This window comes from Enterobacter sp. RHBSTW-01064, assembly GCF_014103035.1.
Lineage (GTDB): Bacteria > Pseudomonadota > Gammaproteobacteria > Enterobacterales > Enterobacteriaceae > Enterobacter > Enterobacter mori.
Map to the genome: position 1 here is coordinate 105,697 of NZ_JABXOU010000009.1, position 24,988 is coordinate 130,684.

Consider the following 24,988-nt stretch of genomic DNA (forward strand, 5'->3'; position numbering starts at 1 on the left):
CGTATAAGCGTTTTACCACCGGTCCGTCTACCGCCGCAAGGCGTAGTGATAAAAAATAGCCTCACACTATGACTGAGGAACGTCTTATGAACACAACAACTGCCTCCCATGCCGTGAGCCGCTGGGTGATATTAATGCTGGCTCTGGGTGCTGGTTTCAGCGTGGCATCCATTTACTACGCACAGCCTTTGCTGCCTCTCATGGGCGCAGACCTTCATTTGAGTATTGAAGGAATGGGCCTGGTTCCGACGCTGACCCAGGCTGGCTACGCGCTCGGCATCCTCTTCCTGCTGCCGCTTGGCGATCGTCATGACCGCAGGACGCTGATTCTGATTAAAAGTGCTGCGCTGGCGCTGTTTCTTCTGGGCTGTAGTCTCACCGGGCAACTCCCTTCGCTGCTGCTGGCAAGCCTGCTGATTGGCATGGCCGCCACCATGGCGCAGGATATCGTTCCCGCTGCTGCGATCCTCGCCCCTGAAGGTAAGCAGGGGAAAACCGTGGGCACCGTCATGACAGGTCTTCTGCTGGGCATATTGTTGTCGAGAACCGTCAGCGGCGTGGTCGGTGAAGCCTTTGGCTGGCGGGTGATGTATCAGCTGGCTGCTGCAAGCATTGCCTTTGTCGGCGCGGTGATGTGGGCCGTACTCCCACGTTTTGCTATTCACTCCACGCTGAGCTATCCCGCGCTGATGCGTTCCATGGAGCACCTGTGGCGTCGTTACCCGGCACTGCGTCGCGCGGCGCTGGCTCAGGGTTTTCTGTCGATTGCCTTTAGCGCATTCTGGTCAACGCTGGCCGTGATGCTGCTGGAACGCTACCACCTGGGCAGCGCCGTGGCGGGCGGGTTTGGTATCGCAGGTGCCGCCGGGGCATTAGCCGCGCCGCTGGCAGGCGGTCTGGCGGATAAACTGGGTGCAGGAAAAGTGACGCAGCTGGGTGCCGCGCTCGTCACCGTCTCGTTTGCGCTGATGTTCCTGATGCCCGCCCTCGGCGTCCATGGGCAACTGATTCTGATTGCCGTCTCCGCCGTCGGTTTTGACCTTGGCCTGCAGTCAAGCCTGGTGGCGCACCAGAATCTGGTCTACAGCCTTGAACCGCAGGCACGCGGTCGCCTGAACGCCCTGCTCTTTACGGTGGTGTTTATCGGGATGGCGCTAGGCTCGGCGCTCGGCAGCAAAATTTATACGATGGCAGGCTGGCCTGGCGTGGTGGCGCTGGCAACCCTGTGCGGCGTTATTGCCCTGGTCATCAGACTGATTGAAAACGCCCGGGTAACCTCCGCTCAGGCTGAAACCGTGTAAAAAAAATGCCCAGTCCATACGGGCTGGGCAGTCAAAACATGCCCAGTTTCAAGACATGTTCTAAGAGGTCAAGACGTTATTTGTTCATCTGGAACAGGGACATCCCCTGCATATCGCTAAACGCCTTATAGGAGGCCTGCAGAGCCGCCTGCTGCATGGAGTAAGAAGAGATCACCGAGTTCCAGTCCACATCGACCAGGTCGCTCATCTGCTGCGTTTGGCCCAAAGCACGGTCATCGCCCAGCGAATCCAGTTTGCCCAGCTCGTCCAGTTTGATCCCCAGGTCTGCACGCACGGTCAGCACGTTGTTCAGCGAGTTGCTCAGGCCGCGGTTGGTTTTATCCATCGCTGCCGTAAACGCATCGGCTTTAGTCTGGTCGCCTTCAACCGGCGTATTCAGCGCAGCGATAGCGGTATCCAGGATCTTAAACAGGTTGGTTTCCGGCGCGCTGCCGTCCGGCTCCGGTTTCGCGTTACTGGTGAAGGTATCGAAAACTTCACTGCCCGTGTGGCTGATTTGCATGGTACGCGCGGCGTCAACCTGCTGGCTGATTGGCGTAGAGCCGCCGTTATAGGTGCCGGTCGTCTCGTCGAAGGCCGCCGCTTCCGTTTTGTAACCCGCAAAAATATAGCGTCCATTACCGTCGGTGCTGTTTGCCAGGTTCATCAGCTGATCGCGGATCCCCTGCAGGTTGGTGGCAAGCGACTGTCGGTCATCATCGCTCAGGGTTCCGTTACCGGCGTTAACCACTTTTTCCTGCGCGGTGATAATCGCATTCGTCACCTCTTTCAGCACGTTCTCTTCCAGCGACACCTTGGTCGTGGCGAAAGAACGCGCCAGCGCATACTGGCTGTTCTGCGTCTGCGCCTGGGAGAGCACAACGGCCTGAGAGGCCGCAATCGGGTCATCGGAAGGACGGTTTACGCGCTTGCCGGTTGACATCTGCTCGCCATAGCCCAGCCAGAGACTCTGGGAGTTCGTCACTCCGCGCATGCTCTGCTCATACATCATTTGAGTACTAATACGCATTTTTTAACCCCGGCCTTAGCGAATGTTGATCAACGCATCAAACAGCGTGCTCGCCGTTTGCAGCACCTGCGCATTCGCCAGGTAGTACTGCTGATAGCGCTGCAGGTTGCCGTATTCTTCATCCAGGTTAACCCCGGAAATCGACTGCTGCTGTTTGGTCAGCTGCGTTACCACGTTGTCTTTCGTAGCGCTGCTGGTTTTCAGCGATGCCGTGGTGCTCCCCACCGTACTGACCAGTGACGCATAGGCATCGTTGAAGGTTTTGTTATTCCCCACCAGCTTCGCGCTCTGCAGATCCAACAGTTTTTGGCCGTTGGTATTGTCGCTATCGCCGCTGTCGCTGGCGGAGGCCATCGCCAGTTTGGATTCATCGCTAATCGCGACGTCCATATTCATAATGACGTCATTCACCGGTTTCACGATGAAGCTGTCTTTCTGGTTGGCCGCACCGGTGATGTTCACGTTCAGACCGTCAAACGACAGGTTACCGCTGCCGTCCGGCGTGGCCGTAAAGCTGGTTTTGTCAGACAGACGCGTGACCGTCCAGTTGGTCCCGTTGTACTCAACTTTATAGTTCGTCGCCTGCACCGCAGAGCTGTCCGTTACGCTCGCCGTTACCGACGCGCTGCCGGTGTTTTTGCTGTTACTCAGTACGGAAGGTGAACCGAAGTCGAATAGCTTGCCGCCCGCGTCGCCGTTGGCGTCGAACCCGGCTTCATGCTGTGTGTTCATCGCGTCGGCAAACGCCAGCGCCATCTGGTTAAGGGTGTTACGCGCTTTATCCAGATCTTCAGAACGGAAGGTCAACAGTCCACCCAGTGACCCTGTGGTGATCTGCTTTTCCGGGATCTCAACGTTTCCAGACGCTGCATCCACGTAGGCAATCGTGGTGCGCGATGGGTCAGCACTGGATTTCACCGCAGCCAGCTGGCTGGCAGTACTGCCCTGCACCAGGGTGTAACCGTTCGCGATGGAGATATTGTACGTACCGCTGTCCTGCACGGTCACGTCCACACCCACAATCTTATTCAGCTCGCTCACCAGCTGATCGCGCTGATCGAGCAGTTCGTTCGGCGATGCGCCCGCGCCTACGCCGGTCAGACGGGAAATTTGATCGTTAAGGTTGGCTATCTGCTTCGCGTAGTTGTTGATCTGATCCACGCTGGTGGTGATCGCGGTGTTAACCTGCGCATCCTGATCGCGAAGATACTGATCGTTGGTTTTAAACTGGTTTACCAGGCCATCCGCTTTGCCGATCACCGTCTGGCGCGCAGCCGGATCTTCGGCGTTACTCACCAGCGTTTGCAGGCTCTTGAAGAAATCCTGCAGCGTGGTTGAGAGCGAGTTGGTGGTATCGGAGAGCACGTCGTCAATCTTTGACATCTGCTGATAGCGCGTTGTCAGCCCGCTGCTCTGCGTCTGTGCGGCGCGCAGCTGGTTGGTAATGAAGGCGTCATACTCACGCTGCACGCCGGAGACATAAACCCCGTTCCCCACCCAGCCACCGCCGGTCAGCGTGCTGTTAGCCGCGCCCAGAATGGTGTTCTGGCGGGTGTAACCTGCCACGTTATAGCTTGAAATATTATTACTTACGGTATTAAGTGCCGCCTGTGCCGCACTGAGGCCACTCATGGCGCTGTTAATCAAACTGGACATGGGGGTTCCTTTTATACTTTCAGACACGAGTCCTGATGAAGGTTATCGGCAGCCTCCACCGGGACTTGAGAACTTTCAGAACAGATTTTCAATATCGGTGCTATAGGCTTTACTCACCTTCTCACCCATCGATTTCAGCTGCTGGATCATGCTGGTGAGCTTGCGCGCATAGTTCGGATCGGTAGCGTATCCCGCATTCTGCAATGCCTGCGCGCCCTGCTCCGGCGTCGATGCCTGCGTCACAGCGGTATAGCGCGGGTTTCGGCTTAACAGGCCGACGTAATCTGACAATGCTTCAAGGTAGGAGCTGTAAACGCGGAATTTGGCTTTTACCTTCACTGCCGCGCCGTTTTCGTATTCGGTGGTGGTGATCTCGGTTGTCGGCCCCTTCCAGCTGGAGGTGGCTTTGACGCCAAAGATGTTGAAGCTCGGATCGCCGTTTTCCTTACGGATTTGACGCTGGCCCCAGCCCGACTCCAGGGCGGCCTGGGCCAGGATCAGGTGATGCGGTACCCCGCTCTGCTCGCTGGCCAGTCGTGCAGGCAGAGAAAGCTGCGCCAGGAAGTCCTTACTGTCGCCGGAGAGCGGCTCGTCGCGCGTCTCTACGGGCTTCGGCATGGCCTTACGCACCATCTGCGTAAGCGCCTGGTTCTGATAACTGGTCACCGTTTCGATGTCGAACTTCATCGGCACCTGCTGCGGCTGATCCTCAGGCTGAATACCCTGTGCGGCAGCGGTCTGTTTGACAATCATGTCAGCCAGTCCGAGCCCTTTACCGGCGGTCATCTGCTGTGCAATCTGCTGGTCATACATGCTGGTGTACAGCCGCGTGGAATCGCTGCTGAACATCCCGTCTTTCGGCAGGGTCTCACGCATGCTTTTCAACATCATCTGCACGAACATCCCTTCCACCTGGCGGGCGACCGGGCGGATATTCGCCGCCGGGTCTTTGCCTGCTTTGGTTTTCAGTTCGTTCAGCGACTGGGCATCCCAGGCGGCACCGGTCAGCAGTTTGCTATCGGTCAGCATTAGATGATTTCCAGTTTGGCGCGCAGGCAGCCTGCACTTTGCATCGATTGCAGAATCGACATCAGATCCATCGGCGTCGCGCCCAGCGCATTCAGGGCACGCACCACGCTGTTCAGGTTCGCGCTGGAACGCACGCTTTGCAGCGAGCCGCCGCTCTGACGCAAATCAATCTGCGTTTGCGGTGTCACCACCGTCTGACCGCCACCAAATGGCGTATCCGGCTGGCTGACGTTGGCAGAGCGGTTCACCGTCACGGAGAGGTTACCCTGCGCCACGGCACAGCTGTCCAGCGACACCTCGCGGTTCATCACCACCGACCCGGTGCGTGAGTTGATGATGACTTTGGCATCCTGCACCGGCACGTTCACTTCCATATTCTGAATATCCGCCAGCATACGCACCTGGTTACTGTTACCCGAAGAGGTCCGGATCTGCACAGTACGCGCGTCCAGCGCCGTGGCGCTCCCGTAGCCGCGGCTGCGGTTGATGGTGTCGGCAATTTGCTGCGCCATCGTGAAGTCTTCATTATTAAGCTGCAGGTTGATGGTATTTCCTGCGCCAAACTGGGTCGGCAGCTCGCGCTCAATGATGGCCCCGTTAGTGATACGCCCGCCGTTCAGCTGGTTCACCTGCACGCTGCTCCCGCCCGCAGAGGCACCCGCACCGCCAACCAGAATGTTACCCTGCGCCAGCGCATACACCTGGCTGTCGACGCCCTTAAGCGGCGTCATCAACAGCGTGCCGCCGCGCAGGCTTTTGGCGTTACCCATGGAGGAGACCACCACGTCGATGGTCTGCCCCTGACGCGCAAACGCCGGATAGGACGCGGTCACCATCACCGCCGCCACGTTTTTCAGCTGCATGTTGGTCCCCGCAGGGACGGTAATACCAAGCTGCGAAAGCATGTTATTCAGGGTCTGGGTGGTGAACGGCGTTTGGGTGGTCTGGTCACCCGTACCGTCCAGCCCCACCACCAGGCCATAGCCAATCAGCGAGTTCTCGCGCACGCCCTGAACGCTGGTCAGGTCGCGAATACGGTCAGCCTGAGCGAAGGTTGCCACCAGCGCCAGCGCCACGGCGAAGATCGTTTTAAACATGGGTCACCTCGCTTACATCGGCGATAAGTTAAGGAAGAAACGCTGCAGCCAGCCCATATTTTGCGCTTCATTGATATAGCCGTTACCGACGTATTCAATGCGCGCATCCGCCACCTGGGTGGACGGTACGGTGTTGGTGCCGCTGATGGTGCGAGGGTTAACCACACCGGAGAAGCGAATGAACTCAGTGCCCTGGTTAATGGCGATCTGTTTTTCACCCACAACGTGTAAATTGCCGTTAACCAGCACCTGGTCAACCGTCACCGTCAGCGTGCCGCTGAAGGTGTTACTGGCGTTCGCACCACCTTTACCGTTAAAGGTATTGCCGCCAGACGCCTCAACATCCGCACGCGCATTGCCGAACAGGCCCTGCAGATAGCGTGGAACGGTGTCGAAGCCAAAATTGGTTTTGCCATCGCGGCTGGCGTTCGCCGACGAGCTCTTGCTCGCACTGACGTTTTCCTGCAGCACAATGGTCAGCGTATCGCCGATGTTACGCGGGCGACGATCTTCAAACAGCGGCTGATAGCCGTAGTTAATCGGCTGTGTGGTCTGGAAAATGGAGCCGTTCACCACGGGCGCGGGGCCGGGAACGGGCTGGGCGGTAGTCGCACCCTCGACCAATGGTTTAGACGGGATCCAGGCACACCCGCTGAGGGTAATGGCCAGAACAGTCAGTATCGGATAACGAAACGCCGCGTTTTTTTGCATTGCCTTCATCTTCGAAAACAGGGAGCCGGTGCGGCGTTGACCGCACCGGGCTGCACCTTAGAGTTGCGTCAGTTTCTGCAGCATCTGGTCGGTCGTCGACACTGCTTTACTGTTAATTTCATACGCGCGCTGAACCTGGATCATATTTACCAGCTCTTCCGCCACGTTAACGTTCGAGGTTTCAACATAACCCTGATACAGCAGACCCGCGCCGTTCAGCCCCGGCGTGCTCTCATTTGGCGTACCGGAGGACTGGGTTTCGGTGTAGAGGTTCTCACCAATGCTTTCCAGACCGGTATCGTTCATGAAGGTGGTCAGGTTGAGCTGTCCAACCTGAACGGGTGCGGCCTGACCCTGCTGGGTGACGCTCACGATACCGTCGCGTCCGATGGTGATGCTCAGGGCATTCGCCGGAATGGTGATTGCAGGCTGAACCTGGAAGCCGCCCGCCGTCACCAGTTGGCCGTTTTGATCCACCTGGAATGAGCCGTCACGGGTGTAGGCTGAGGTACCGTCAGGCAGCTGCACCTGGAAGAAACCCTGCCCTTTGATGGCGACATCTTTACTGTTGTTGGTCTGAGACAGGTTGCCCTGGCTGTGCAGACGCTCGGTCGCTACCGGACGCACGCCGGTACCAATCTGCAGACCGGACGGCAGCGTCGTTTGCTCAGAAGACTGAGCACCCGGCTGGCGAATGGTTTGGTAAAGCAAATCTTCGAAAACCGCACGCTGACGCTTGAAACCATTGGTGCTGACGTTTGCCAGGTTGTTGGCAATCACATCCATGTTGGTTTGCTGCGCGTCCAGGCCTGTTTTCGCGATCCATAAAGAACTGATCATAAGGAGTCCTGTTAACTCATAGCCAGAAGTTGGTTAGCCTTGCTCGCGTTTTCATCCACGCTGCTGATAATTTTCATCTGCATTTCAAAACGGCGGGCGCTGGCGATCATGTCGGTCATGGCTTCAACCGGCTTGACGTTACTGCCTTCCAGCACGCCGGACATCACGCGAATGCTCGGGTCAGCCTGGAGCGTAGCGCCACGGGTGGTCTGTGCCGCCTGGGTCAGACGGAACATGCCGTCATCGCCGCGCTGCACCTCTTTGCCTTCCGCTTTAACCAGCTTCAGACGCCCGACGGGCGCAACGGTATTGGCCGGATCGCCCGGGTTTAACGCCGAGATGGTGCCGTCTGCCGCGATGGTCAGCTCTGAGCCTTCCGGTACCGTGAGCGGACCGGCTTCGCCCATCACCGGATGACCCTGAATGGTTAACTGCCCGGTTGCGCTCACCTGGATATTACCGTTACGGGTATAGCCTTCGCTGCCGTCTGCCGTTTGCACCGCCAGCCAGCCGTCCTGCTGAAGGGCAACGTCCAGCGGACGCGAGGTGTAATCCATCTGGCCCGACGTCATATCGGCACCGGGCGTGGATGCCGTCACCAGCGTACGCGTGGGTAATGAAAGCCCTTCGACCGGCACCGCACGCAGCGCATTAAGCTGCGCGCGAAAGCCCGGCGTGGAGGCATTTGCCAGGTTGCTGGCGGTAACGGCCTGCTGATTGAGCGTCTGGCTTGCCGCGCCCATCGCTGTATATATTGCGTGATCCATTGCGCGTTCCTGTTAGCCGCTTAACGCAGGTTAACCAGCGTGTTGAGGATCTGATCCTGCGTTTTGATGGTCTGCGCATTCGACTGGTAGTTACGTTGCGCGACAATCATGTTCACCAGCTCTTTACTCAGGTCCACGTTAGAGGCTTCCAGCGCGCCGTTGGTCAGCGTACCAAAGTTACCGGTACCCGCCGTGCCGAGCAGCGCGACGCCGGAGGATTGGCTTGCAGACCATACGTTGTCGCCTTCAGATTTCAGGCCTTCGTTGTTAGCGAAGTTTGCCAGCACGATCTGACCCAGAACCTGCGTCTGTTCGTTGGAGTAGTTACCCACAACGGTACCGTCGTCGTTAATCTGATAGCTCACCAGATCGCCCGGCTTGTAGCCGTTCTGGGTGGTCCCGACAACGTTGTTGGCACCGGTATTTTGCTGCATGGAGTTCTGGAAGCTCAGGGAGAACGTAGCAGGCGTCGCGCCGCTCACTGAACCGGTGGTGATGTTGATGGCCGGGGTGGCGTTTGGCGTCGCGCTCAGTACGCCAGCCGCGTTGTAGTTGTACACGCCCGCCAGGTTACCGTTGCTGTCAAAGTTCATTTGAGCGGCTTTGGTTGCTGGAGAACCGGCAACGCTACCGTCCTGGGTGTACAGATCCCATTTGTTGTCTGCTGTTTTGACGTAGTAGACATACATGTTGTGGGCGTTACCCTGGGTATCGAATACGGTCACGGTCCCTTTTTTGTTGTAGGTATCCGGGTTAGTCGCATCGAACGCGGCAGTCTGCGCATCATCCGTGGAGTTCAGGTTGATCTGCTGGGTTGCCGTTGTGGTCGCCTTCGCGGCCATCAGGGTGTTAGGGATGGTAATCGCCTGTGGGTTCGCACCGGTCTGCACCGTTGGTGGCGTACCTGCAACCGGATAGCCGGTCAACTGCATCCCCTGCATGTTCACCAGGGTACGGTTTTCGTCGAGCTTAAACTGGCCGTTACGGCTGTAGAACACAGAGCCGTTGGAATCCACCATACGGAAGAAACCGTTCTGGCTGATGGCAACGTCCAGACCACGACCGGTATTGGTGGTGGTACCGTCGGTAAAGTCCTGAGTGATACCCGCAACTTTAACGCCCAGGCCGACTTTAGAGCCTGCAAACATATCGGCAAACGAGGCCGAACCGGATTTAAAACCATAGGTCGCGGAGTTGGCGATGTTGTTGCCAATGACGTCCAGGTTGGTGGCCGCAGCATTCAGGCCGCTGACCGCTTGAGAAAAGGCCATGACTTACTCCTGATAAGTGTAAAGGCTTAGATAATCTGCCGAACTTCGTCGAGTGTGGTGGTACCAGAGGTACCCAAATCCAGTTTGTTGCCATCGCTACTTTTGATGACGCCCTGAACCAGTGCAAACTGCAGCGGCTGCGCAACCAGCTGGGTGGTCCCGGTGCTGGCGCTGATCGCCACCTTATAGGAACCGTTTGGCGCTTTGGTGCCGTCGGTCAGGCTGCCATCCCAGGTGAAGGTATGCACACCGGCTTTCAACTCACCGATGTCGATGGTGCGTACCACGGCACCGGTCGAGTCGGTGATCGTCGCGGTCACTTTGTCAGCCGCCTGCTGCAGCTCAACGCCAAACGGCGTGGTGGTGGTGGTTGAGGTGCCATCGGTGGTGCTGGTGCCCGCCAGAATGGTGGTCCCCGGGATCATCACCCCGTGACCAATCAGGTTGGCTGCCTGCAAAGACTGGCTGTTGTCGATTTGACCGGAGACGGAGCCGAGCGTGGTATTCAGTTTCTCAATGCCGCTCACGGTACTGATCTGCGCAAGCTGCGTGGTCAGTTCGTTGTTCTGCATCGGGTTGGTAGGATCCTGGTTCTTCAGCTGCGCCACCAGCAGCGTTAAGAAGCTGCTTTGCAGATCGTTAGCACTGCTTCCGGTCAGGGAGCTGGAACCGGAGGTCGTACTGGCACTGCTGACCCCCGTATTCGTTGGGTCATTCATACTGACGGCAATGGACATGCGTGTCTCCTTTACTGGCCGAGCGTGAGTGTTTTGAGCATCATGCTCTTCACGGTGTTGAGCACTTCGACGTTTGCCTGATAGCTGCGCGAGGCGGACATCGAGTTCACCATCTCACCGACCACATCCACGTTAGGCATCTTCACGTAACCACTGGCATCGGCGAGCGGGTTGCCCGGTTCATACACCAGCTTGTCAGGTGCCTGGCTCTCCACCACGTCAGAGACTTTCACGCCGCCTGTTGCCGCACCCGGTGCAGCATCGACCTGAAAGACCACCTGTTTTGCTTTATAGGGCTGTCCGTCAGGACCGGTTACGCTGTCGGCGTTAGCGAGGTTACTGGCGGCAACGTTCAGACGCTTGGACTGTGCCGTTAACGCCGAACCGGCGATATCAAAAATATTCAGCAAAGCCATGGATTAGTTGCCCCCTTGCAGGACGGTCATCATGCCTTTAATTTGTCCGCCGAGTAGGGTCAGACCCGTCTGGTACTGCAGGCTGTTATCGGCAAACTGCGTACGCTCCCGGTCCATGTCGACGGTGTTGCCGTCAAGCGATGGCTGGTCGGGAATGCGATAAAGTAAATCGGTCGTGGGCGCGGTCATCGCCTGAGCAGGAATATGGCGTGAGGATGTCAGTGCAAGTGCGACACCCGTTCCTTCGGCACGTCCACGCTCCATCACTTTTTTAAGTTCACTGGAAAAATCAATATCGCGCGCCTGATACCCCGGGGTATCGGCGTTGGCAATATTGGCGGCTAAAATCTCCTGCCGCTGGGCGCGTAAATTGAGCGCTTCCTGCTGAAAACGTAACGCGGCGTCGAGTTTATCGAGCATGTCTCCTCCGCTGATGGCAAAATTTCAGTTCACAGCTTAAATCTCACCCCGTCTCCCCTATCGACGGAATAAGCGCAAAATGCGTCGCTATTTATTGCGTTGATGTAAAACCACTGCGGGTAGAATCCTCTCAATTCTGGAAACGGTGGGATGTGCAATGCGGACGATAAAACGAGGCCTGGCGGCAACCTTATTGCTTTTAAGCCCTCTGGCGCAGGCTGAAAACTTACAGGCTCAGCTGACGACTTTTTTTGCACAGCAGCTGGCGGGCTTTAGTGATGAAGTCAACGTCACCGTTCGCACGCCGCCTAATCTCTATCCCTCCTGCGAACAGCCCTCATTCACCGTGACCGGCACGACAAAGCTGTGGGGTAACGTGAACGTGCTGGCGCGCTGCGCCAACGAAAAACGCTATTTACAGGTTGCGGTTCAGGCGACGGGCAATTATGTTGTTGCCGCCGCGCCCATTGCCCGCGGCAGCGTACTGCAGGCCAGCAGCGTGACGCTTAAACGCGGTCGACTGGATCAGCTTCCGCCGCGAACGATGCTGGACATAAACCAGGCACAGGACGCGGTCAGCCTGCGCGATATGGCACCAGGCCAGGCCATTCAGCTCTCCATGCTGCGTAAAGCGTGGCGGGTGAAAGCGGGTCAGCAGGTGATGGTGGTCGCCAACGGAGACGGCTTTAGTATCAACAGTGAAGGTAAGGCATTAAACAATGCCGCCGTGGCGCAAAATGCCCGGGTCAGAATGTCTTCAGGCCAGGTGGTTAGCGGAACCGTCGATTCTGATGGGAATATTCTGATTAACCTATAATCTTTTTAAAGATTTCGCGGTGCCTGCCGATAAATATTCAACTAATGATGATGTCAGGCGCAAACGCCGCGAACCCTCGATGAGGACAACACTATGAGCATTGATCGTACATCAGCCCTGAAGCCGGTTAGCACTGTACAACCTCGCGAAACGAATGACGCTCCCGCGCAGAAAACGCGTCTGGAAAAACCGTCTACGGCTAACAGCACCAGCGTGACCCTGAGCGACGCGCAGTCCAAACTGATGCAGCCGGGCAGCAGCGATATCAACATGGAACGTGTTGAAGCGCTGAAAACGGCCATTCGTAACGGCGAGCTGAAAATGGATACCAGCAAAATCGCTGACGCGCTGATCGAGGAAGCGCAGAGTTTCTTACAGAGTAAATAACCGTATGAGTCGACTGTCAGAAATACTGGATCAGATGACGGTTGTCCTGAACGACCTGAAAACGGTAATGGATGCTGAACAACAACACCTGTCTTCGGGTCAAATCAACGGCAGCGCGTTGCAACGCATTACTGAAGACAAAAGTTCGCTTCTGGCGACGCTGGATTACCTTGAGCAGCAGCGACGCGCTGAACAGGATCAGAAGCGCAGCGCCAACGATGAAATTGTCGAACGTTGGCAAACGATTACGGAAAAAACCCAGCATCTGCGCGATCTCAACCAGCATAACGGTTGGTTACTTGAGGGACAGATGGTGCGTAATCAGCAAGCTCTGGAAGTATTAAAGCCCCATAAAGAGCCGGGGCTGTACGGTGCGGATGGTCAGACGGCCACGGCACGCATTACGGGCGGGAAAAAGATTTCGATTTGACGCCTTAGCGGCAAATCAGGCTGTGGGGAGCACCATAAGGTGGACTCCCCTTTTGGCGTTTATGCCGTACGGCGGGTGAACTCTTTCACCTTGAACCCCAACACCGCGAGCGTGGCGAAGTATGCCACCACGCCGACCACCACAACGGCCATCAGGCGCATCAGGCGGAATGGCATAGTGCCGGCTGACCAGTCCGGCATCACATACAGCATGCCCAGCAATGCCGCCGACATCACCAGCACCGCGATCACCAGACGCACAAGAAAACGCGACCAGCCCGGCTGTGGCGTGAAAATATCCTGCTTACGCAGCTGCCAGTACAGCAGCCCGGCATTCAGGCAGGCCGCCAGACCAATCGACAGCGCCAGCCCGGCGTGTCTCAGCGGACCAATAAACGCCAGGTTCATCAGCTGGGTCATAATCAGCGTCACAATGGCGATTTTCACCGGCGTTTTGATGTCCTGGCGTGAATAGAATCCCGGCGCCAGCACCTTCACGACAATCAGCCCCATCAACCCTACCGAATAGGCAATAAGCGCCTGCTGGGTCATGGCGGCGTCATGGGCGGTAAATTTACCGTACTGGAACAGCGACACCGTCAGCGGTTTCGCCAGAATCCCCAGCGCCACCGCGCTCGGCAGCGCCAGCAGAAAGCAGAGACGCAGCCCCCAGTCCATCAGGCGGCAATACTCATCGTGGTTGCCGCTGGCAAAGCTTTTGGAGAGCGACGGCAGCAGGATGGTCCCCAGCGCCACGCCCAGCACGCCGGATGGAAACTCCATCAGACGGTCAGCGTAGTACATCCATGAGACCGAACCAGACACCAGGAAAGAGGCAAAAATGGTGTTGATGATGAGTGAGATCTGGCTGACGGAAACCCCGAGGATTGCGGGCCCCATCTGCTTAATAACCCGCATCGCACCGGCATCTTTAAGGTTGATACGCGGCAGGACCAGCATGCCGATTTTCTTCAGGTGCGGCAGCTGGTAAGCAAGCTGCAGCACGCCGCCCACGGTCACGGCCCAGGCCAGCGCCAGCACCGGCGGGTTGAAATGCGGTGCGGCAAACAGCGCAAAGCCGATCATGCTGACGTTAAGAAACGTCGGCGCAAACGCCGGGACGGAGAAGCGGTTCCAGGTATTGAGTATCGCCCCCACCAGCGAGGCCAGCGAGATCAGCAGAATATAGGGGAAGGTAATGCGCAGAAGCTGCGAGGTCAGGGCAAATTTATCCGCCGTATCCGCAAAGCCCGGCGCCGTCACCATAATCACCCAGGGCGCGGCCAGCATCCCGATGACGGTCACCACCGCCAGCGCCAGGGTCAGTAGCCCCGAAACGTAAGAGACAAAAACGCGGGTCGCGTCCTCGCCCTGCTTGCTTTTATATTCTGCGAGAATCGGCACGAAGGCCTGGGAAAACGCGCCTTCCGCAAAAATACGGCGTAATAAGTTCGGCAATTTGAACGCGACGAAAAAGGCGTCCGTGGCCATCCCTGCACCAAATACCCTTGCCACAATGGCGTCGCGCGCAAAGCCGAGCACGCGGGAAAACATGGTCATCGAGCTGACGGCCGCCAGCGATTTTAATAAGTTCATTAACGTGAATTTCCAGAACCGTACGGATTTGTAGACCGAGTAAGCGTAAGCGCCACCCGGCAAAGCCAACAAGCGGCGCTTAGTCTAACCGGATTTCAACGAATTACTATCCGCAGATGTTACAGCGAGTTATTCACTCATGGCGTCGCGCCAGAGCCTTTCTACAATGCGCTGCGCCAGAATCGCCTGTTCGCCGGAGGTTTCAGGAACCGTCTGATTTTGTACGCAGGTGATAAAGTGACGAGCACACCCGACAAAACCGCGCTGCTCCAGCGTGCTCTGCCAGCCGGGAACGGGCAGCGTCACCACGCCGTTGCCCTTCTCTTCTCGCCACTCACGCATGTCCGTAATGTCGACCAGCGCGCCGTCGGTCACCGCCTGCACGGATTCACACTGGCTACCGGCCCGACGGTGCATGCTGGTGGTCACCTGAAGATGCTCAACGGCAAAGTGGTGTTCCGCATAGACCATCTGCCCCTGATCGTTTGTCAGCAGAGTGCCGCTTTTCAGCTGTGCATTGCCGTCCGTCAGCCATAACGCCGTATCCACAACGTGAAGATAATCATCCAGTAGGGTGAAGCGCAGATCGTTCGGCCCGACGCTGTCGGTGCGGTGCTTATCCATCCGCAGCGAGGCAAGCGTGCCCGACTGCGCCTTAAGCTGCTGATAAAGCGGCGCGAAGCGGCGGTTGAAGCCCACCATCAGCGTCAGCTTTTTGCGCGCGGCAAGCTCAATCAGCCGTTCGGCATCCTGAACATTCTCTGCCAGCGGCTTATCCACGCAGACGTGGACACCCGCGTTGAGCAGCTCGCTCACCACCTGATAGTGCGTTGCCGTTGAGGTATGCACAAATACCGCATCACACTCGCGGGCTAACGCCTGAAGCGAGCTGGCATACGGAATACGCCAGGTTTCACAGATGCGCTCGGCCTTCTCGCGCGTGGGCGACCAGGCTCCCTGCAGCGTCCAGTCTGAAGCTGCGCCCAAAACCGGTAGCCACGCTTTTTGCGCGATACCGCCCAGACCGACCACGCCAATGCGTAATTTTTTCACTGTTAGTCTCCCAGATGTGCCAGCAACGCATCCAGACGCTGTTTTAGCCCGGCGACCTCTTCTTCCAGGGCCTCTACGCGCGCGGCAAGGCTGTCATTGCGTTCAGGGCGATCCGATTCAGCCGTCGCGCTTGCGGCGTCAACCTCACCGCTGAACAGATGCATATAGCGGCTTTCGCGTTTTCCCGGCTCGCGCGCCAGACGCACCACGTAAGGGCCATCCTCACGCGCCGCCAGCCCTTCAAGCGTCTGTTCGACCTCCTGCATATCGCTGAACTCATGCATACGGGAAGCGCGCGTTCGCAGTTCCCCCGGCGTCTGTGCCCCCCGCAGCAACAGCGTGGTGATGACCGCTACTTCCGCGCTGCTCAGCTTCAGGTCGCCAAATTCGGAGTTACAAAAGCGCTGTTCATACTTAGTGACGCGGTTACCGAAGCCGCTGACGGTGCGCAGGTAGTGGCGTTTGACCAGCGCATCCAGCACGTCCTGAACATCATGCTCGCTGAGGTTCATCACCGGCTCACGGTTGGTTTTTTGGTTGCAGGCCATCGTCACGGCGTTGACCGAAAGCGGATACTGTTCCGGCGTGGTGACCTGTTTTTCCAGCAGGCTGCCGACAACGCGCGCTTCTGCACCGCTTAACTGATATTTCATCTTTTCTCCTTAACGACCTGCAGTCCAGTCCGGGGTGGTTAATGCAGTGAGGACATGATCGCGCCATTCGCCATCGATAAGCAGATAGTCTTTGGCGTAGCCCTCTTTCTCAAAGCCTAAGCGCGCCAGCAAATCCCCGCTGCGCTGATTATGCGGCATGTAGTTCGCCATAATACGGTGGATATGTTGCGTGCGTTGCATGTAGCGGATCGCCGCCGTTAACGCCTCAAACATCAGCCCCTGCCCCTGCCATTTCTGACCGATGGAGTAGCCGAGATAACAGGCGTGGAACGATCCGCGCACCACGTTAGAAAAATTGGCGATGCCGATAATCTCTTTTTCTTCCGGATCCAGCAGGGCGAAATAAAACGCGCTGCCCTGTTTGTGAAATTCCGCGATCATACTGAGACGCGCCTGCCAGCCGGAGGGGTAACAATGGCTCTCATCCCGAACGGGTTCCCAGGGCTTTAAAAACTGGCGATTCTCGGCGTAATAATCCGCCAGACGCCAGGCATCACGCTCATGCACCAGACGAACGACGAGCCTGTCCGTTGTCAGACGCACTTTTGGCACATTGCTGCGATAGCCAAACATCGATACCACTCCTTCCCGTCACTTCTGTTCTACCGATTAGCTTTACTATACCTGCGCCTGCGCCGTCTGTGAAAACAGTGACATACCATTTTGACCTCTTTTCACATTTTTCGATGAGAACTCTCTATCAAAGCACCCTTTTGATAAAAAAATATTGTCACGCCCGGGGGTGGGGAAAAACGCGGCGACACCGCAGAATGTTAGCGTGCTCACCTTCTTATTTTCCCTGGAGGGAAAATGTCCCGCGTATCACAGGCCAAGAGCCTGGGTAAATATTTCCTGCTCGTCGATAACATGCTGGTCGTGCTCGGCTTTTTTGTCGTTTTTCCGCTTATTTCGATCCGCTTTGTCGATCAGATGGGCTGGGCGGCATTAATGGTTGGCATTGCACTGGGGTTGCGCCAGTTTGTCCAGCAGGGTCTGGGCGTCTTTGGCGGGGCCATTGCTGACCGCTTCGGCGCTAAACCGATGATCGTTACCGGCATGCTGTTACGCGCGGCAGGCTTTGCCACGATGGCAATCGCCCACGAGCCCTGGCTGCTGTGGTTCTCCTGCTTCCTCTCCGGGATTGGTGGCACCCTGTTCGATCCGCCGCGCACCGCGCTGGTGGTGAAGCTGATCCGCCCGCAGCATCGGGGACGCTTCTTCTCGATTCTGATGATGCAGGATAGCGCTGGCGCGGTGATTGGCGCACTGCTGGGCAGCTGGCTCCTGCAGTATGATTTCCGTCTGGTCTGTGCGACCGGTGCGGTTTTGTTTATTCTCTGCGCCTTGTTCAATGGCCTGTTCCTGCCCGCGTGGAAACTGTCGACGGTGAAAGCACCGGTGCGAGAAGGCCTGGGCCGCGTTTTGCGCGACAAACGCTTTGTCACCTATGTGCTCACCCTGACGGGGTACTACATGCTGGCGGTGCAGGTCATGCTGATGCTGCCGATCATGGTTAACGACATTGCAGGAACCCCTGCCGCCGTGAAGTGGATGTATGCCATTGAGGCCTGCCTGTCACTGACGCTCCTCTACCCGATAGCCCGCTGGAGCGAGCGCCGATTTCGTCTGGAGCATCGCCTGATGGCAGGGCTTCTGCTGATGACGCTGAGCATGATGCCCATCGGGCTCGTGAATTCGCTGCAGCAGCTGTTCATGCTGATTTGCACCTTCTACATCGGCTCGATCGTTGCCGAACCCGCGCGTGAGACGCTGAGTGCCTCACTGGCCGATGCACGCGCGCGTGGCAGCTATATGGGGTTCAGTCGACTTGGGCTCGCCCTTGGCGGCGCGCTGGGCTATGCCGGAGGCGGCTGGCTGTTCGACGCCGGTAAAGCGCTGAACCAGCCGGAACTGCCGTGGATGATGCTCGGCGTGGTAGGCTTTATGACCCTGCTGGCCCTGTGGTGGCAATTCAGCCAGAAGCGCAGCGCGAGCGGCATGCTCGAACCCGGCGCCTAGTTCTTCTTTCTGGCGGGCATCCTTTCCCGCCTCAATTCTCAGTTTTTTCTGCTGGTTTCTCCCTGGTCACACTGACATACTTGCGTATCAGGACAGATGCGCCGATTTTTCGTTGAGGAACACTATGAAGAAGATTGTCATTGCCGCTGCGTTAATTGTGAGTGGCCTGCTGGTAGGCTGTAACCAGCTTACGCAGTACACCGTCAGTGAGCAGGAAATTAATCAGGCGCTGGAAAAACATAATAACTTTGCCAAAGACATCGGCGTCCCGGGCCTTGCCGATGCCCATATCGTCCTCAGCAATCTCGCCAGCCAGATTGGACGTGAAGAACCGAACAAAGTCACCCTTTCCGGTGACGCCACGCTGGATATGACCTCATTATTTGGCAACCAGAAAGCCGATATTAAGCTGAAGCTCAAGGCGCTGCCGGTCTTCAACAAAGAGAAAGGGGCCATTTTCCTGCAGGAAATGGAGATCGTCGATGCGGTCGTCACGCCGGACAAAATGAAGCCGGTACTGCAAACCCTGATGCCTTATCTGAATCAGTCGCTGCGTAATTACTTCAACCAGCAACCCGCCTATGTCTTGAGCGAAGACAAGAGCAAGGGTGAAGCGCTCGCGAAAAAATATGCAAAAGGGATAGAGGTGAAACCGGGAGAAATCATTATTCCTTTCACCGATTAACCTGAAGGGCGCGGAAGCGCCCTTTTTTTTCGCAGAAAAGTGTGCAAACGAAAACGTTTCCGCTTATGATTTGTGTCCGGCAAAAACAGCCATCCTTATGACTGATTCCTGACAAGCCGGAGCTTCCATGACTGCACAACCCCAGGTTCTTAAAATCCGCCGCCCTGACGACTGGCATATCCATCTGCGCGATGGCGATATGCTGAAAACCGTCGTGCCCTACACCAGCGAAATTTATGGCCGCGCGATTGTTATGCCTAACCTGGTTCCGCCAGTCACGACCGTCGATGCCGCAATGGCTTACCGCCAGCGTATTCTTGACGCCGTTCCGGCGGGGCATGATTTCACCCCGCTGATGACCTGCTACCTGACCGATTCACTCGACCCGAACGAAGTGGAACGAGGGTTTAACGAAGGCGTCTTCACCGCGGCGAAACTCTACCCAGCCAATGCCACCACCAACTCCAGCCACGGTGTGACCAGCATTGATGCCATCATGCCCGTTCTGGAACGGATGCAAAAACTGGGCATGCCGCTGCTGGTACACGGGGAAGTGACGCACGCCGAGATTGATATCTTCGACCGTGAAGCCCGGTTTATCGAAACGGTAATGGAACCGCTGCGCCAGCGTCTGCCTGCCCTCAAAGTGGTGTTTGAACACATCACCACCAAAGACGCCGCGGAATATGTTCGCGATGGCAACGATCTTATCGCCGCCACCATCACGCCTCAGCACCTGATGTTTAACCGTAACCACATGCTGGTTGGCGGCGTGCGCCCTCACCTCTATTGCCTGCCGATCCTCAAACGCAATATCCACCAGCAAGCCCTGCGCGAGCTGGTTGCGAGCGGTTTCTCCCGCGCGTTCCTGGGTACCGACTCCGCCCCGCACGCGCGTCATCGTAAAGAGGCCAGCTGCGGCTGCGCGGGTTGCTTCAACGCTCCGACTGCGCTGGCGAGCTATGCCACCGTGTTTGAAGAGATGAATGCGCTGGAACATTTTGAAGCGTTCTGCTCCCTCAACGGCCCACGCTTCTATGGTCTGCCGATCAATGAGAGCTTCATCGAGCTGGAGCGCAAAGCCAGCCAGGTGGACGACGCGATTCCGTTGACGGATGACACGCTGATCCCGTTCCTGGCCGGTGAAACCGTACACTGGACGGTTAAACGTTAAAAAATCAATGCCTCTTGTTGTCAAATTCATAATATACCTGTATATATAAACAGTATATTACACAGGGGGCATTTATGCGTATTGAAGTCACCATTGCCAAAACAACCGTTCTGCCTGCTGGCGCACTCGATGCGCTGGCGGGCGAGTTATCCCGTCGTATTCACAGCACCTTTCCTGAAAATGATGGCGCCGTAACGGTACGTTACGCGGCCGCAAACAACCTCTCCGTCATCGGCGGTGCAAAAGAAGACAAAGATCGCATCCGCGACATCCTGCAGGAAACGTGGGAAAGCGCCGACGACTGGTTCATAACGGATTAACCTTGCTCCCTCATTGTTTTGTTTTGCCGGGTCGCCCCGGCTTTTTTTGTTTTTTTATCCTGGATAAGTTCAAATTATTTCAGCATCTTCTTAGAAAATCGTGAACAAGACGGTGTTTTATTGTTCGAAGAATCCTAAAACGCAGAAAAATGTGTTGCCAGCTGTTTATTTTTCTCTTCGGAACCCTTATTACTTGTATACTGAAGATGCTTTCAGAAAAACATGCATTGAACCTCAAAGCCGTTGTCTTCTAACACGCATTTAGGGGGTTATAATGGAAAAGAATAGTGAAGTCATCCAGACCCACCCGCTTGTCGGCTGGGATATCAGTACCGTAGATAGCTACGATGCGCTGATGCTGCGTTTGCACTACCAGACCCCAAATCAACTCAACCGTGACGAAGCGGAAGTTGGACAGACGCTGTGGCTTACAACAGACGTCGCCCGTCAGTTTATTTCTATTTTAGAAGCAGGTATCGCAAAAATAGAATCTGGCGACTATCAGGAAAATGAGTATAAACGGCATTAGTACAATGCCCATTTTTCACTCAACAGGCACCCACGTGGTGCCTTATTTATTTCTCCCTTGTGTCAGCCCGCATAGTTAATTACTCTGCTAACAAAGCGTGAGTTAACGAGATGCATATGAGATACGACTTAATCATTATTGGCAGCGGTTCCGTAGGTTCTGCTGCCGGTTATTACGCAACGCAGGCCGGTCTGAAGGTTCTGATGATTGATGCCCATCTTCCTCCGCACGCGGAAGGTAGCCATCACGGGGATACCCGTCTTATTCGCCACGCCTATGGTGAAGGGGAGCGTTATGTCCCGCTGGTATTACGTGCCCAGACGCTGTGGGATGAACTGGCAACGCTGACCGAAGAACGCATTTTTGACCGCACGGGGATTATCAACCTTGGCCCGGCCAGTTCTGCATTTCTTGCGAACGTGGAACAGAGCGCGAAGGAATTTGATCTTGATGTTGAACGTCTGGATGCGAACGGCATTATGCAACGCTGGCCGGAGATCGCCGTTCCGGATGATTACATCGGGCTGTTTGAAGCCAACTCGGGCGTACTGCATTGTGAAGCGGCCATTAAGACCTGGATTGATTTGGCGGCAAAAGCCGGCTGTGCCCAGTTGTTCAACTGCCCCGTAAGCGGCATTAGCCATCATGCTGACGGTGTCACCGTCACCACCGCTGACGGAGACTATTCTGCGTCTCGGCTGCTAATTAGCGCCGGAACCTGGGTAACAAAACTGCTCCCGGATCTGCCCATTCAGCCCGTGCGCAAAGTCTTCTCCTGGTTCCAGTCAGACGGGCGTTACAGCACGCAGAATAAATTCCCGGCATTCACCGGCGAGTTACCGAACGGCGATCAGTTCTACGGCTTCCCGTCAGAGAAAGACGCGCTTAAGATTGGCAAACACAACGGCGGACAAATTATCTCCACGCCTGAGGAGCGCAAACCCTATGGCGCATACCCTCAGGATGGTTCAGAAGCGTTCATGTTCCTGCGCACTATCCTGCCGGGCGTTGGCGGCTTGCTCTACGGCGCAGCCTGCACCTATGACAATACGCCTGATGAAGATTTCATCATTGATACCCTGCCGGGACATGACAACACGCTGCTCATTACCGGGCTCAGCGGCCACGGTTTCAAGTTCGCCTCCGTGCTTGGCGAAATTGCCGCGCAGTTTGCGCAGGGTATTACGCCTCCATTTGATCTACAGCCCTTCTCGCTCTCACGTTTTAACGGATAATACCCGCCAGGCTCCGGTCCCCCGGAGCCTCTTTTATCTGAGGAAAAATGATGCGCAGGATCGTCGATTTACTCGTCAATAATATTCGCGAGCATTTTATGCTCTATCTGTTGTTGTGGGCGCTGCTGGCCATCATTGATGTTATTTACATTGTATTTTATTGAAAAGAAACGCTGACGTTTATTGACACTTCTTGAGGTTAATTATTTTTTAACGCATCTACTGATTCCGCCTGAGTTATATTGCTCGAAGCTTTTGAAATACATCCGCGCAACACCTTCAAATACGCTGAAATAAATTAAATTAAAAACGTTATCTACTTATTTCAGTTGCAATATTCTCTATTCCCGTTCATTTTTATTGCTCGAATGATTTTGAGTGGTATCTCCTATGCAATTGCGTAATACCCCCCATCGCTACGGAATAATATCCATAGGTTTGCACTGGATATTCGCGCTTGCGGTGTATGCTATGTTCGGGCTTGGGCTCTGGATGGTCACGTTAAGCTATTATGACGGCTGGTATCACCAGGCACCGGAACTGCATAAAAGCATAGGTGTCCTGTTGATGATGGGTCTGGTTGTTCGCGTCGTCTGGCGACATATATCCCCGCCGCCACCCGCGCCGAAAACTCACGGTAAATTCACGCGCGTGAGCGCTGTCGCGGCCCATATTGCGCTCTACGCCCTGCTTTTTGCCATTCTGATTAGCGGATACCTTATTTCAACAGCAGATGGCAAGCCGATCAGCGTCTTTGGTCTTTTTGACGTTCCCGCCACGCTCAGCGATGCTGGCGTCCAGGCGGATACCGCTGGCGTTGTCCATCTGTGGCTGGCCTGGAGCGTGGTTATTCTTTCTGTCCTTCACGGGCTCGCAGCCCTCAAACATCACGTTATCGATAAAGACGACACGCTGAAGCGCATGCTTGGCCGTTCGTCTTCTGACTCTGGAGCATAAAATGAAAAAACACCTGCTGGGCATCGCCTTAGGTTCACTGTTATTCACCACCGGTTCTGCTGTTGCGGCTGATTATAAAATTGATAAAGAGGGCCAACATGCCTTCGTCAATTTCCGTATTCAGCATCTTGGCTATAGCTGGCTATATGGCACCTTTAACGATTTTGATGGCACCTTTACTTTTGACGAGAAAAATCCGGCAGCGGATAAAGTCAATGTCACCATCAATACCAATAGCGTGGATACTAACCACGCCGAGCGTGATAAACATTTACGCAGTGCAGAATTTCTGAACGTATCGAAATTCCCGCAGGCGACATTCGCCTCTACCGGCGTGAAAAAGGACGGTGACAAGCTGGATATTACCGGCAACCTGACGCTTAATGGCGTAACGAAACCCGTCACTCTTAATGCGAAATTGCTTGGTCAGGGTGATGATCCGTGGGGCGGAAAACGTGCAGGCTTTGAAGCTGCAGGTAAAATTCACCTGAAAGACTTTAACATCACCACGGATTTAGGCCCGGCATCTCAGGATGTTGAACTGATTATTTCCGTAGAAGGCGTTCAGCAGAAGGGATAAAAATATGCCCGGCGGTATTTTCCGTCGGGCATAAACATTACTCAGGGTCGGGAATACCCAGTTTGGTATTCAGACGTCCGCGGGATTTATTAAAAATCTTGTTCCCGTTTTCGCGACCTGCGCGACGGCGACGCTGCTCTTCTTCCGGCAGCACGCTCTCTTCGCTGCACAGCTCACTACAGCAGCCGTTAAATTTCTCAGCGCAGGTTGGACACTGAATAAACAGCAGGTGGCAACCGTCGTTTTTGCAGTTGGTATGCGTATCGCAAGGCGTTCCGCACTGGTGGCAGTGGGCGATCACGTCGTCGGAAATACGCTCCCCCATGCGCTCGTCAAAGACAAAGTTTTTGCCGATAAAGCGCACCGGCAGGCCCTGCTCACGCGCGCGGCGAGCATACTCAATGATGCCACCTTCGATGTGCCAGACCTTGTTGAAACCGTTGTGCTTCATCCACGCACTGGCTTTCTCACAGCGGATCCCGCCGGTGCAGTACATCACGATCTTTTTGTCTTTATGTTCCTGCATCATCTCAACCGCTTTTGGCAGTTGCTCGCGGAAGGTATCAGCCGGAATTTCCATCGCGTTCTCGAAATGGCCCACTTCATACTCATAGTGGTTGCGCATATCGATAAAGACCGCATCAGGATCGTCAAGCATGGCGTTCACTTCAGCGGCCTTCAGGTATTCCCCGACGTCACCCGCATTAAAGCTGGGATCGTCAATACCGTCAGCCACGATACGCTCACGCACTTTCATGCGCAGAACCCAGAACGATTTCCCGTCATCATCCAGCGCAATGTTCAGGCGTAAGCCATTAAGCGCCGGATCGAAGCCGTAAAGAAAATCACGGAAGGCGTTCACCTGACTTTCCGGCACGCTGATCTGTGCATTGATGCCCTCACGCGCCAGATAGACGCGCCCGAAGACATTGAGCGCAGTCAATGCCTGATAGAGTTCATCGCGGGTCGCTTGTGGATCGTTGATAGTGAAGTATTTGTAGAATGAGATGGTCGTGCGCGGTTCGGTTTCAGCCAACATACGCGCCTTCAACATCTCATTCGATACGCGGTTGTGTAACACTGGCATGGTGTACAAGTCCTGCAATCGTTAGAGAATTAAAATCGGTCGGCATCATATAGCAAACAAAGCTAATTTACATCCACACAATTTACGCTACATTTCAGCCTACCTGATTTACCAGGATTAACAAATGCTGGATTCGTGCACGTTTCGATGACAGACATTTTGGCTACGTAC

29 protein-coding genes are annotated in these 24,988 nt (G+C 55.7%); 13 read left to right on the forward strand and 16 right to left on the reverse strand.

Going from position 1 to position 24,988, the window contains the following annotated elements:
- Nucleotides 1-86: 86 nt before the first annotated feature.
- Nucleotides 87-1,301, forward strand: a complete 1,215-nt coding sequence (locus tag HV355_RS21820; protein ID WP_120158552.1) for an MFS transporter — start codon at nucleotides 87-89, stop codon at nucleotides 1,299-1,301.
- A 76-nt stretch (nucleotides 1,302-1,377) separates the two neighbouring features.
- Here the strand turns inward: HV355_RS21820 and flgL are convergent, their stop codons facing one another.
- The 11 genes from flgL to flgB form a co-directional block, all read right to left on the reverse strand.
- A complete protein-coding gene (gene flgL / locus HV355_RS21825) occupies nucleotides 1,378-2,331 on the reverse strand; it encodes a flagellar hook-associated protein FlgL (protein ID WP_010429668.1) in 954 nt (317 codons plus the stop codon).
- 15 nt (nucleotides 2,332-2,346) lie between these two features.
- The gene (flgK, locus tag HV355_RS21830) at nucleotides 2,347-3,987 is read right to left on the reverse strand and encodes a flagellar hook-associated protein FlgK (RefSeq protein ID WP_010429667.1); all 1,641 of its coding nucleotides are present in this window, start codon (nucleotides 3,985-3,987) and stop codon (nucleotides 2,347-2,349) included.
- Between the two features lie 75 nt (nucleotides 3,988-4,062).
- The gene (flgJ, locus tag HV355_RS21835) at nucleotides 4,063-5,016 is read right to left on the reverse strand and encodes a flagellar assembly peptidoglycan hydrolase FlgJ (protein ID WP_182403427.1); all 954 of its coding nucleotides are present in this window, start codon (nucleotides 5,014-5,016) and stop codon (nucleotides 4,063-4,065) included.
- The gene (locus HV355_RS21840; RefSeq protein ID WP_010429662.1) at nucleotides 5,016-6,113 is read right to left on the reverse strand and encodes a flagellar basal body P-ring protein FlgI; all 1,098 of its coding nucleotides are present in this window, start codon (nucleotides 6,111-6,113) and stop codon (nucleotides 5,016-5,018) included. The genes flgJ and HV355_RS21840 overlap by 1 nt, the downstream gene beginning before the upstream one ends.
- A 12-nt stretch (nucleotides 6,114-6,125) precedes the next feature.
- Nucleotides 6,126-6,824, reverse strand: coding sequence for a flagellar basal body L-ring protein FlgH (flgH, locus tag HV355_RS21845; RefSeq protein WP_108418041.1), 699 nt, complete (start codon nucleotides 6,822-6,824; stop codon nucleotides 6,126-6,128).
- A 57-nt stretch (nucleotides 6,825-6,881) separates the two neighbouring features.
- Nucleotides 6,882-7,664 (reverse strand): flagellar basal-body rod protein FlgG, encoded by a 783-nt coding sequence (gene flgG / locus HV355_RS21850; RefSeq protein ID WP_000625853.1) that lies wholly within the window; start codon nucleotides 7,662-7,664, stop codon nucleotides 6,882-6,884.
- A gap of 11 nt (nucleotides 7,665-7,675) precedes the next feature.
- Complete coding sequence (locus tag HV355_RS21855) at nucleotides 7,676-8,431, reverse strand: flagellar basal body rod protein FlgF (protein WP_182403429.1); 756 nt, start codon at nucleotides 8,429-8,431, stop codon at nucleotides 7,676-7,678.
- Nucleotides 8,432-8,451: 20 nt separating this feature from the next.
- On the reverse strand, nucleotides 8,452-9,702 hold the full coding sequence (gene flgE, locus HV355_RS21860; RefSeq protein ID WP_100167048.1) for a flagellar hook protein FlgE: 1,251 nt from the start codon (nucleotides 9,700-9,702) through the stop codon (nucleotides 8,452-8,454).
- Nucleotides 9,703-9,728: 26 nt separating this feature from the next.
- Complete coding sequence (gene flgD, locus HV355_RS21865) at nucleotides 9,729-10,439, reverse strand: flagellar hook assembly protein FlgD (RefSeq protein WP_010429650.1); 711 nt, start codon at nucleotides 10,437-10,439, stop codon at nucleotides 9,729-9,731.
- A gap of 11 nt (nucleotides 10,440-10,450) precedes the next feature.
- Nucleotides 10,451-10,855 (reverse strand): flagellar basal body rod protein FlgC, encoded by a 405-nt coding sequence (gene flgC / locus HV355_RS21870; protein WP_010429647.1) that lies wholly within the window; start codon nucleotides 10,853-10,855, stop codon nucleotides 10,451-10,453.
- Between the two features lie 3 nt (nucleotides 10,856-10,858).
- Nucleotides 10,859-11,275, reverse strand: a complete 417-nt coding sequence (gene flgB / locus HV355_RS21875; protein ID WP_010429643.1) for a flagellar basal body rod protein FlgB — start codon at nucleotides 11,273-11,275, stop codon at nucleotides 10,859-10,861.
- Nucleotides 11,276-11,432: 157 nt separating this feature from the next.
- Between flgB and flgA the strand changes: the two genes are divergently transcribed.
- The 3 genes from flgA (at nucleotide 11,433) to flgN (ending at nucleotide 12,909) form a co-directional block, all read left to right on the forward strand.
- On the forward strand, nucleotides 11,433-12,092 hold the full coding sequence (gene flgA, locus HV355_RS21880) for a flagellar basal body P-ring formation chaperone FlgA (protein ID WP_126815323.1): 660 nt from the start codon (nucleotides 11,433-11,435) through the stop codon (nucleotides 12,090-12,092).
- A 93-nt stretch (nucleotides 12,093-12,185) separates the two neighbouring features.
- Nucleotides 12,186-12,479, forward strand: a complete 294-nt coding sequence (gene flgM, locus HV355_RS21885; protein WP_010429637.1) for a flagellar biosynthesis anti-sigma factor FlgM — start codon at nucleotides 12,186-12,188, stop codon at nucleotides 12,477-12,479.
- 4 nt (nucleotides 12,480-12,483) lie between these two features.
- The gene (gene flgN / locus HV355_RS21890) at nucleotides 12,484-12,909 is read left to right on the forward strand and encodes a flagella biosynthesis chaperone FlgN (RefSeq protein WP_108418043.1); all 426 of its coding nucleotides are present in this window, start codon (nucleotides 12,484-12,486) and stop codon (nucleotides 12,907-12,909) included.
- Between the two features lie 59 nt (nucleotides 12,910-12,968).
- On the opposite strand, the gene murJ is transcribed toward flgN, so the two are convergent.
- The 4 genes from murJ to rimJ form a co-directional block, all read right to left on the reverse strand.
- A complete protein-coding gene (gene murJ, locus HV355_RS21895; protein WP_089599868.1) occupies nucleotides 12,969-14,504 on the reverse strand; it encodes a murein biosynthesis integral membrane protein MurJ in 1,536 nt (511 codons plus the stop codon).
- A gap of 129 nt (nucleotides 14,505-14,633) precedes the next feature.
- Nucleotides 14,634-15,557 (reverse strand): Gfo/Idh/MocA family oxidoreductase, encoded by a 924-nt coding sequence (locus HV355_RS21900; protein ID WP_182403431.1) that lies wholly within the window; start codon nucleotides 15,555-15,557, stop codon nucleotides 14,634-14,636.
- A gap of 2 nt (nucleotides 15,558-15,559) precedes the next feature.
- Entirely contained in the window at nucleotides 15,560-16,210 is a 651-nt protein-coding gene (locus HV355_RS21905) for a YceH family protein (protein ID WP_126815322.1), read from the reverse strand.
- A 9-nt stretch (nucleotides 16,211-16,219) separates the two neighbouring features.
- Nucleotides 16,220-16,804 carry a ribosomal protein S5-alanine N-acetyltransferase gene (rimJ, locus tag HV355_RS21910; protein WP_010429626.1) on the reverse strand — a complete coding sequence of 195 codons (585 nt, stop codon included), beginning with the start codon at nucleotides 16,802-16,804 and terminating at the stop codon, nucleotides 16,220-16,222.
- Between the two features lie 237 nt (nucleotides 16,805-17,041).
- On the opposite strand from rimJ, the gene mdtH reads away from it, so the two are divergent.
- The 9 genes from mdtH (at nucleotide 17,042) to HV355_RS21955 (ending at nucleotide 23,730) form a co-directional block, all read left to right on the forward strand.
- Entirely contained in the window at nucleotides 17,042-18,250 is a 1,209-nt protein-coding gene (gene mdtH, locus HV355_RS21915; protein ID WP_182403433.1) for a multidrug efflux MFS transporter MdtH, read from the forward strand.
- Nucleotides 18,251-18,374: 124 nt separating this feature from the next.
- Entirely contained in the window at nucleotides 18,375-18,935 is a 561-nt protein-coding gene (locus HV355_RS21920) for a lipoprotein (protein WP_010429621.1), read from the forward strand.
- Nucleotides 18,936-19,062: 127 nt separating this feature from the next.
- Nucleotides 19,063-20,109, forward strand: a complete 1,047-nt coding sequence (gene pyrC / locus HV355_RS21925) for a dihydroorotase (RefSeq protein WP_108418048.1) — start codon at nucleotides 19,063-19,065, stop codon at nucleotides 20,107-20,109.
- A gap of 74 nt (nucleotides 20,110-20,183) precedes the next feature.
- Nucleotides 20,184-20,429: a DNA damage-inducible protein I gene (dinI, locus tag HV355_RS21930; protein WP_108418049.1), complete on the forward strand. Its 246-nt coding sequence runs from the start codon at nucleotides 20,184-20,186 to the stop codon at nucleotides 20,427-20,429.
- A gap of 274 nt (nucleotides 20,430-20,703) precedes the next feature.
- Complete coding sequence (bssS, locus tag HV355_RS21935) at nucleotides 20,704-20,958, forward strand: biofilm formation regulator BssS (RefSeq protein ID WP_003858012.1); 255 nt, start codon at nucleotides 20,704-20,706, stop codon at nucleotides 20,956-20,958.
- A 116-nt stretch (nucleotides 20,959-21,074) separates the two neighbouring features.
- Complete coding sequence (gene solA, locus HV355_RS21940; RefSeq protein ID WP_182403435.1) at nucleotides 21,075-22,193, forward strand: N-methyl-L-tryptophan oxidase; 1,119 nt, start codon at nucleotides 21,075-21,077, stop codon at nucleotides 22,191-22,193.
- Between the two features lie 50 nt (nucleotides 22,194-22,243).
- Entirely contained in the window at nucleotides 22,244-22,357 is a 114-nt protein-coding gene (locus HV355_RS21945; protein ID WP_010429609.1) for a DUF2770 family protein, read from the forward strand.
- A gap of 226 nt (nucleotides 22,358-22,583) precedes the next feature.
- On the forward strand, nucleotides 22,584-23,150 hold the full coding sequence (locus HV355_RS21950) for a cytochrome b (RefSeq protein WP_042718788.1): 567 nt from the start codon (nucleotides 22,584-22,586) through the stop codon (nucleotides 23,148-23,150).
- Nucleotide 23,151: 1 nt separating this feature from the next.
- Nucleotides 23,152-23,730 (forward strand): YceI family protein, encoded by a 579-nt coding sequence (locus HV355_RS21955; RefSeq protein ID WP_010429605.1) that lies wholly within the window; start codon nucleotides 23,152-23,154, stop codon nucleotides 23,728-23,730.
- Between the two features lie 37 nt (nucleotides 23,731-23,767).
- Here HV355_RS21955 and HV355_RS21960 read toward each other — a convergent pair whose 3' ends face one another.
- The gene (locus HV355_RS21960) at nucleotides 23,768-24,817 is read right to left on the reverse strand and encodes a rhodanese-related sulfurtransferase (RefSeq protein WP_108418052.1); all 1,050 of its coding nucleotides are present in this window, start codon (nucleotides 24,815-24,817) and stop codon (nucleotides 23,768-23,770) included.
- Between the last annotated feature and the right edge of the window lie 171 nt (nucleotides 24,818-24,988).

Excerpts from the sequence above, each read along its gene's own strand:
- flgC (WP_010429647.1), bottom strand. The coding sequence starts at position 10,855 with ATGGCTTTGCTGAATATTTTTGATATCGCCGGTTCGGCGTTAACGGCA.
- solA (WP_182403435.1), top strand. The coding sequence starts at position 21,075 with ATGAGATACGACTTAATCATTATTGGCAGCGGTTCCGTAGGTTCTGCT.
- HV355_RS21955 (WP_010429605.1), top strand. The coding sequence starts at position 23,152 with ATGAAAAAACACCTGCTGGGCATCGCCTTAGGTTCACTGTTATTCACC.
- rimJ (WP_010429626.1), bottom strand. The coding sequence starts at position 16,804 with ATGTTTGGCTATCGCAGCAATGTGCCAAAAGTGCGTCTGACAACGGAC.
- flgA (WP_126815323.1), top strand. The coding sequence starts at position 11,433 with ATGCGGACGATAAAACGAGGCCTGGCGGCAACCTTATTGCTTTTAAGC.
- flgD (WP_010429650.1), bottom strand. The coding sequence starts at position 10,439 with ATGTCCATTGCCGTCAGTATGAATGACCCAACGAATACGGGGGTCAGC.
- pyrC (WP_108418048.1), top strand. The coding sequence starts at position 19,063 with ATGACTGCACAACCCCAGGTTCTTAAAATCCGCCGCCCTGACGACTGG.
- flgH (WP_108418041.1), bottom strand. The coding sequence starts at position 6,824 with ATGCAAAAAAACGCGGCGTTTCGTTATCCGATACTGACTGTTCTGGCC.
- flgL (WP_010429668.1), bottom strand. The coding sequence starts at position 2,331 with ATGCGTATTAGTACTCAAATGATGTATGAGCAGAGCATGCGCGGAGTG.
- flgM (WP_010429637.1), top strand. The coding sequence starts at position 12,186 with ATGAGCATTGATCGTACATCAGCCCTGAAGCCGGTTAGCACTGTACAA.
- HV355_RS21950 (WP_042718788.1), top strand. The coding sequence starts at position 22,584 with ATGCAATTGCGTAATACCCCCCATCGCTACGGAATAATATCCATAGGT.
- HV355_RS21945 (WP_010429609.1), top strand. The coding sequence starts at position 22,244 with ATGCGCAGGATCGTCGATTTACTCGTCAATAATATTCGCGAGCATTTT.
- HV355_RS21820 (WP_120158552.1), top strand. The coding sequence starts at position 87 with ATGAACACAACAACTGCCTCCCATGCCGTGAGCCGCTGGGTGATATTA.
- flgG (WP_000625853.1), bottom strand. The coding sequence starts at position 7,664 with ATGATCAGTTCTTTATGGATCGCGAAAACAGGCCTGGACGCGCAGCAA.
- dinI (WP_108418049.1), top strand. The coding sequence starts at position 20,184 with ATGCGTATTGAAGTCACCATTGCCAAAACAACCGTTCTGCCTGCTGGC.
- flgJ (WP_182403427.1), bottom strand. The coding sequence starts at position 5,016 with ATGCTGACCGATAGCAAACTGCTGACCGGTGCCGCCTGGGATGCCCAG.
- HV355_RS21840 (WP_010429662.1), bottom strand. The coding sequence starts at position 6,113 with ATGTTTAAAACGATCTTCGCCGTGGCGCTGGCGCTGGTGGCAACCTTC.
- HV355_RS21905 (WP_126815322.1), bottom strand. The coding sequence starts at position 16,210 with ATGAAATATCAGTTAAGCGGTGCAGAAGCGCGCGTTGTCGGCAGCCTG.
- flgK (WP_010429667.1), bottom strand. The coding sequence starts at position 3,987 with ATGTCCAGTTTGATTAACAGCGCCATGAGTGGCCTCAGTGCGGCACAG.
- flgE (WP_100167048.1), bottom strand. The coding sequence starts at position 9,702 with ATGGCCTTTTCTCAAGCGGTCAGCGGCCTGAATGCTGCGGCCACCAAC.
- HV355_RS21920 (WP_010429621.1), top strand. The coding sequence starts at position 18,375 with ATGAAGAAGATTGTCATTGCCGCTGCGTTAATTGTGAGTGGCCTGCTG.
- murJ (WP_089599868.1), bottom strand. The coding sequence starts at position 14,504 with ATGAACTTATTAAAATCGCTGGCGGCCGTCAGCTCGATGACCATGTTT.
- flgB (WP_010429643.1), bottom strand. The coding sequence starts at position 11,275 with ATGCTCGATAAACTCGACGCCGCGTTACGTTTTCAGCAGGAAGCGCTC.
- bssS (WP_003858012.1), top strand. The coding sequence starts at position 20,704 with ATGGAAAAGAATAGTGAAGTCATCCAGACCCACCCGCTTGTCGGCTGG.
- mdtH (WP_182403433.1), top strand. The coding sequence starts at position 17,042 with ATGTCCCGCGTATCACAGGCCAAGAGCCTGGGTAAATATTTCCTGCTC.
- flgN (WP_108418043.1), top strand. The coding sequence starts at position 12,484 with ATGAGTCGACTGTCAGAAATACTGGATCAGATGACGGTTGTCCTGAAC.
- HV355_RS21855 (WP_182403429.1), bottom strand. The coding sequence starts at position 8,431 with ATGGATCACGCAATATATACAGCGATGGGCGCGGCAAGCCAGACGCTC.
- HV355_RS21960 (WP_108418052.1), bottom strand. The coding sequence starts at position 24,817 with ATGCCAGTGTTACACAACCGCGTATCGAATGAGATGTTGAAGGCGCGT.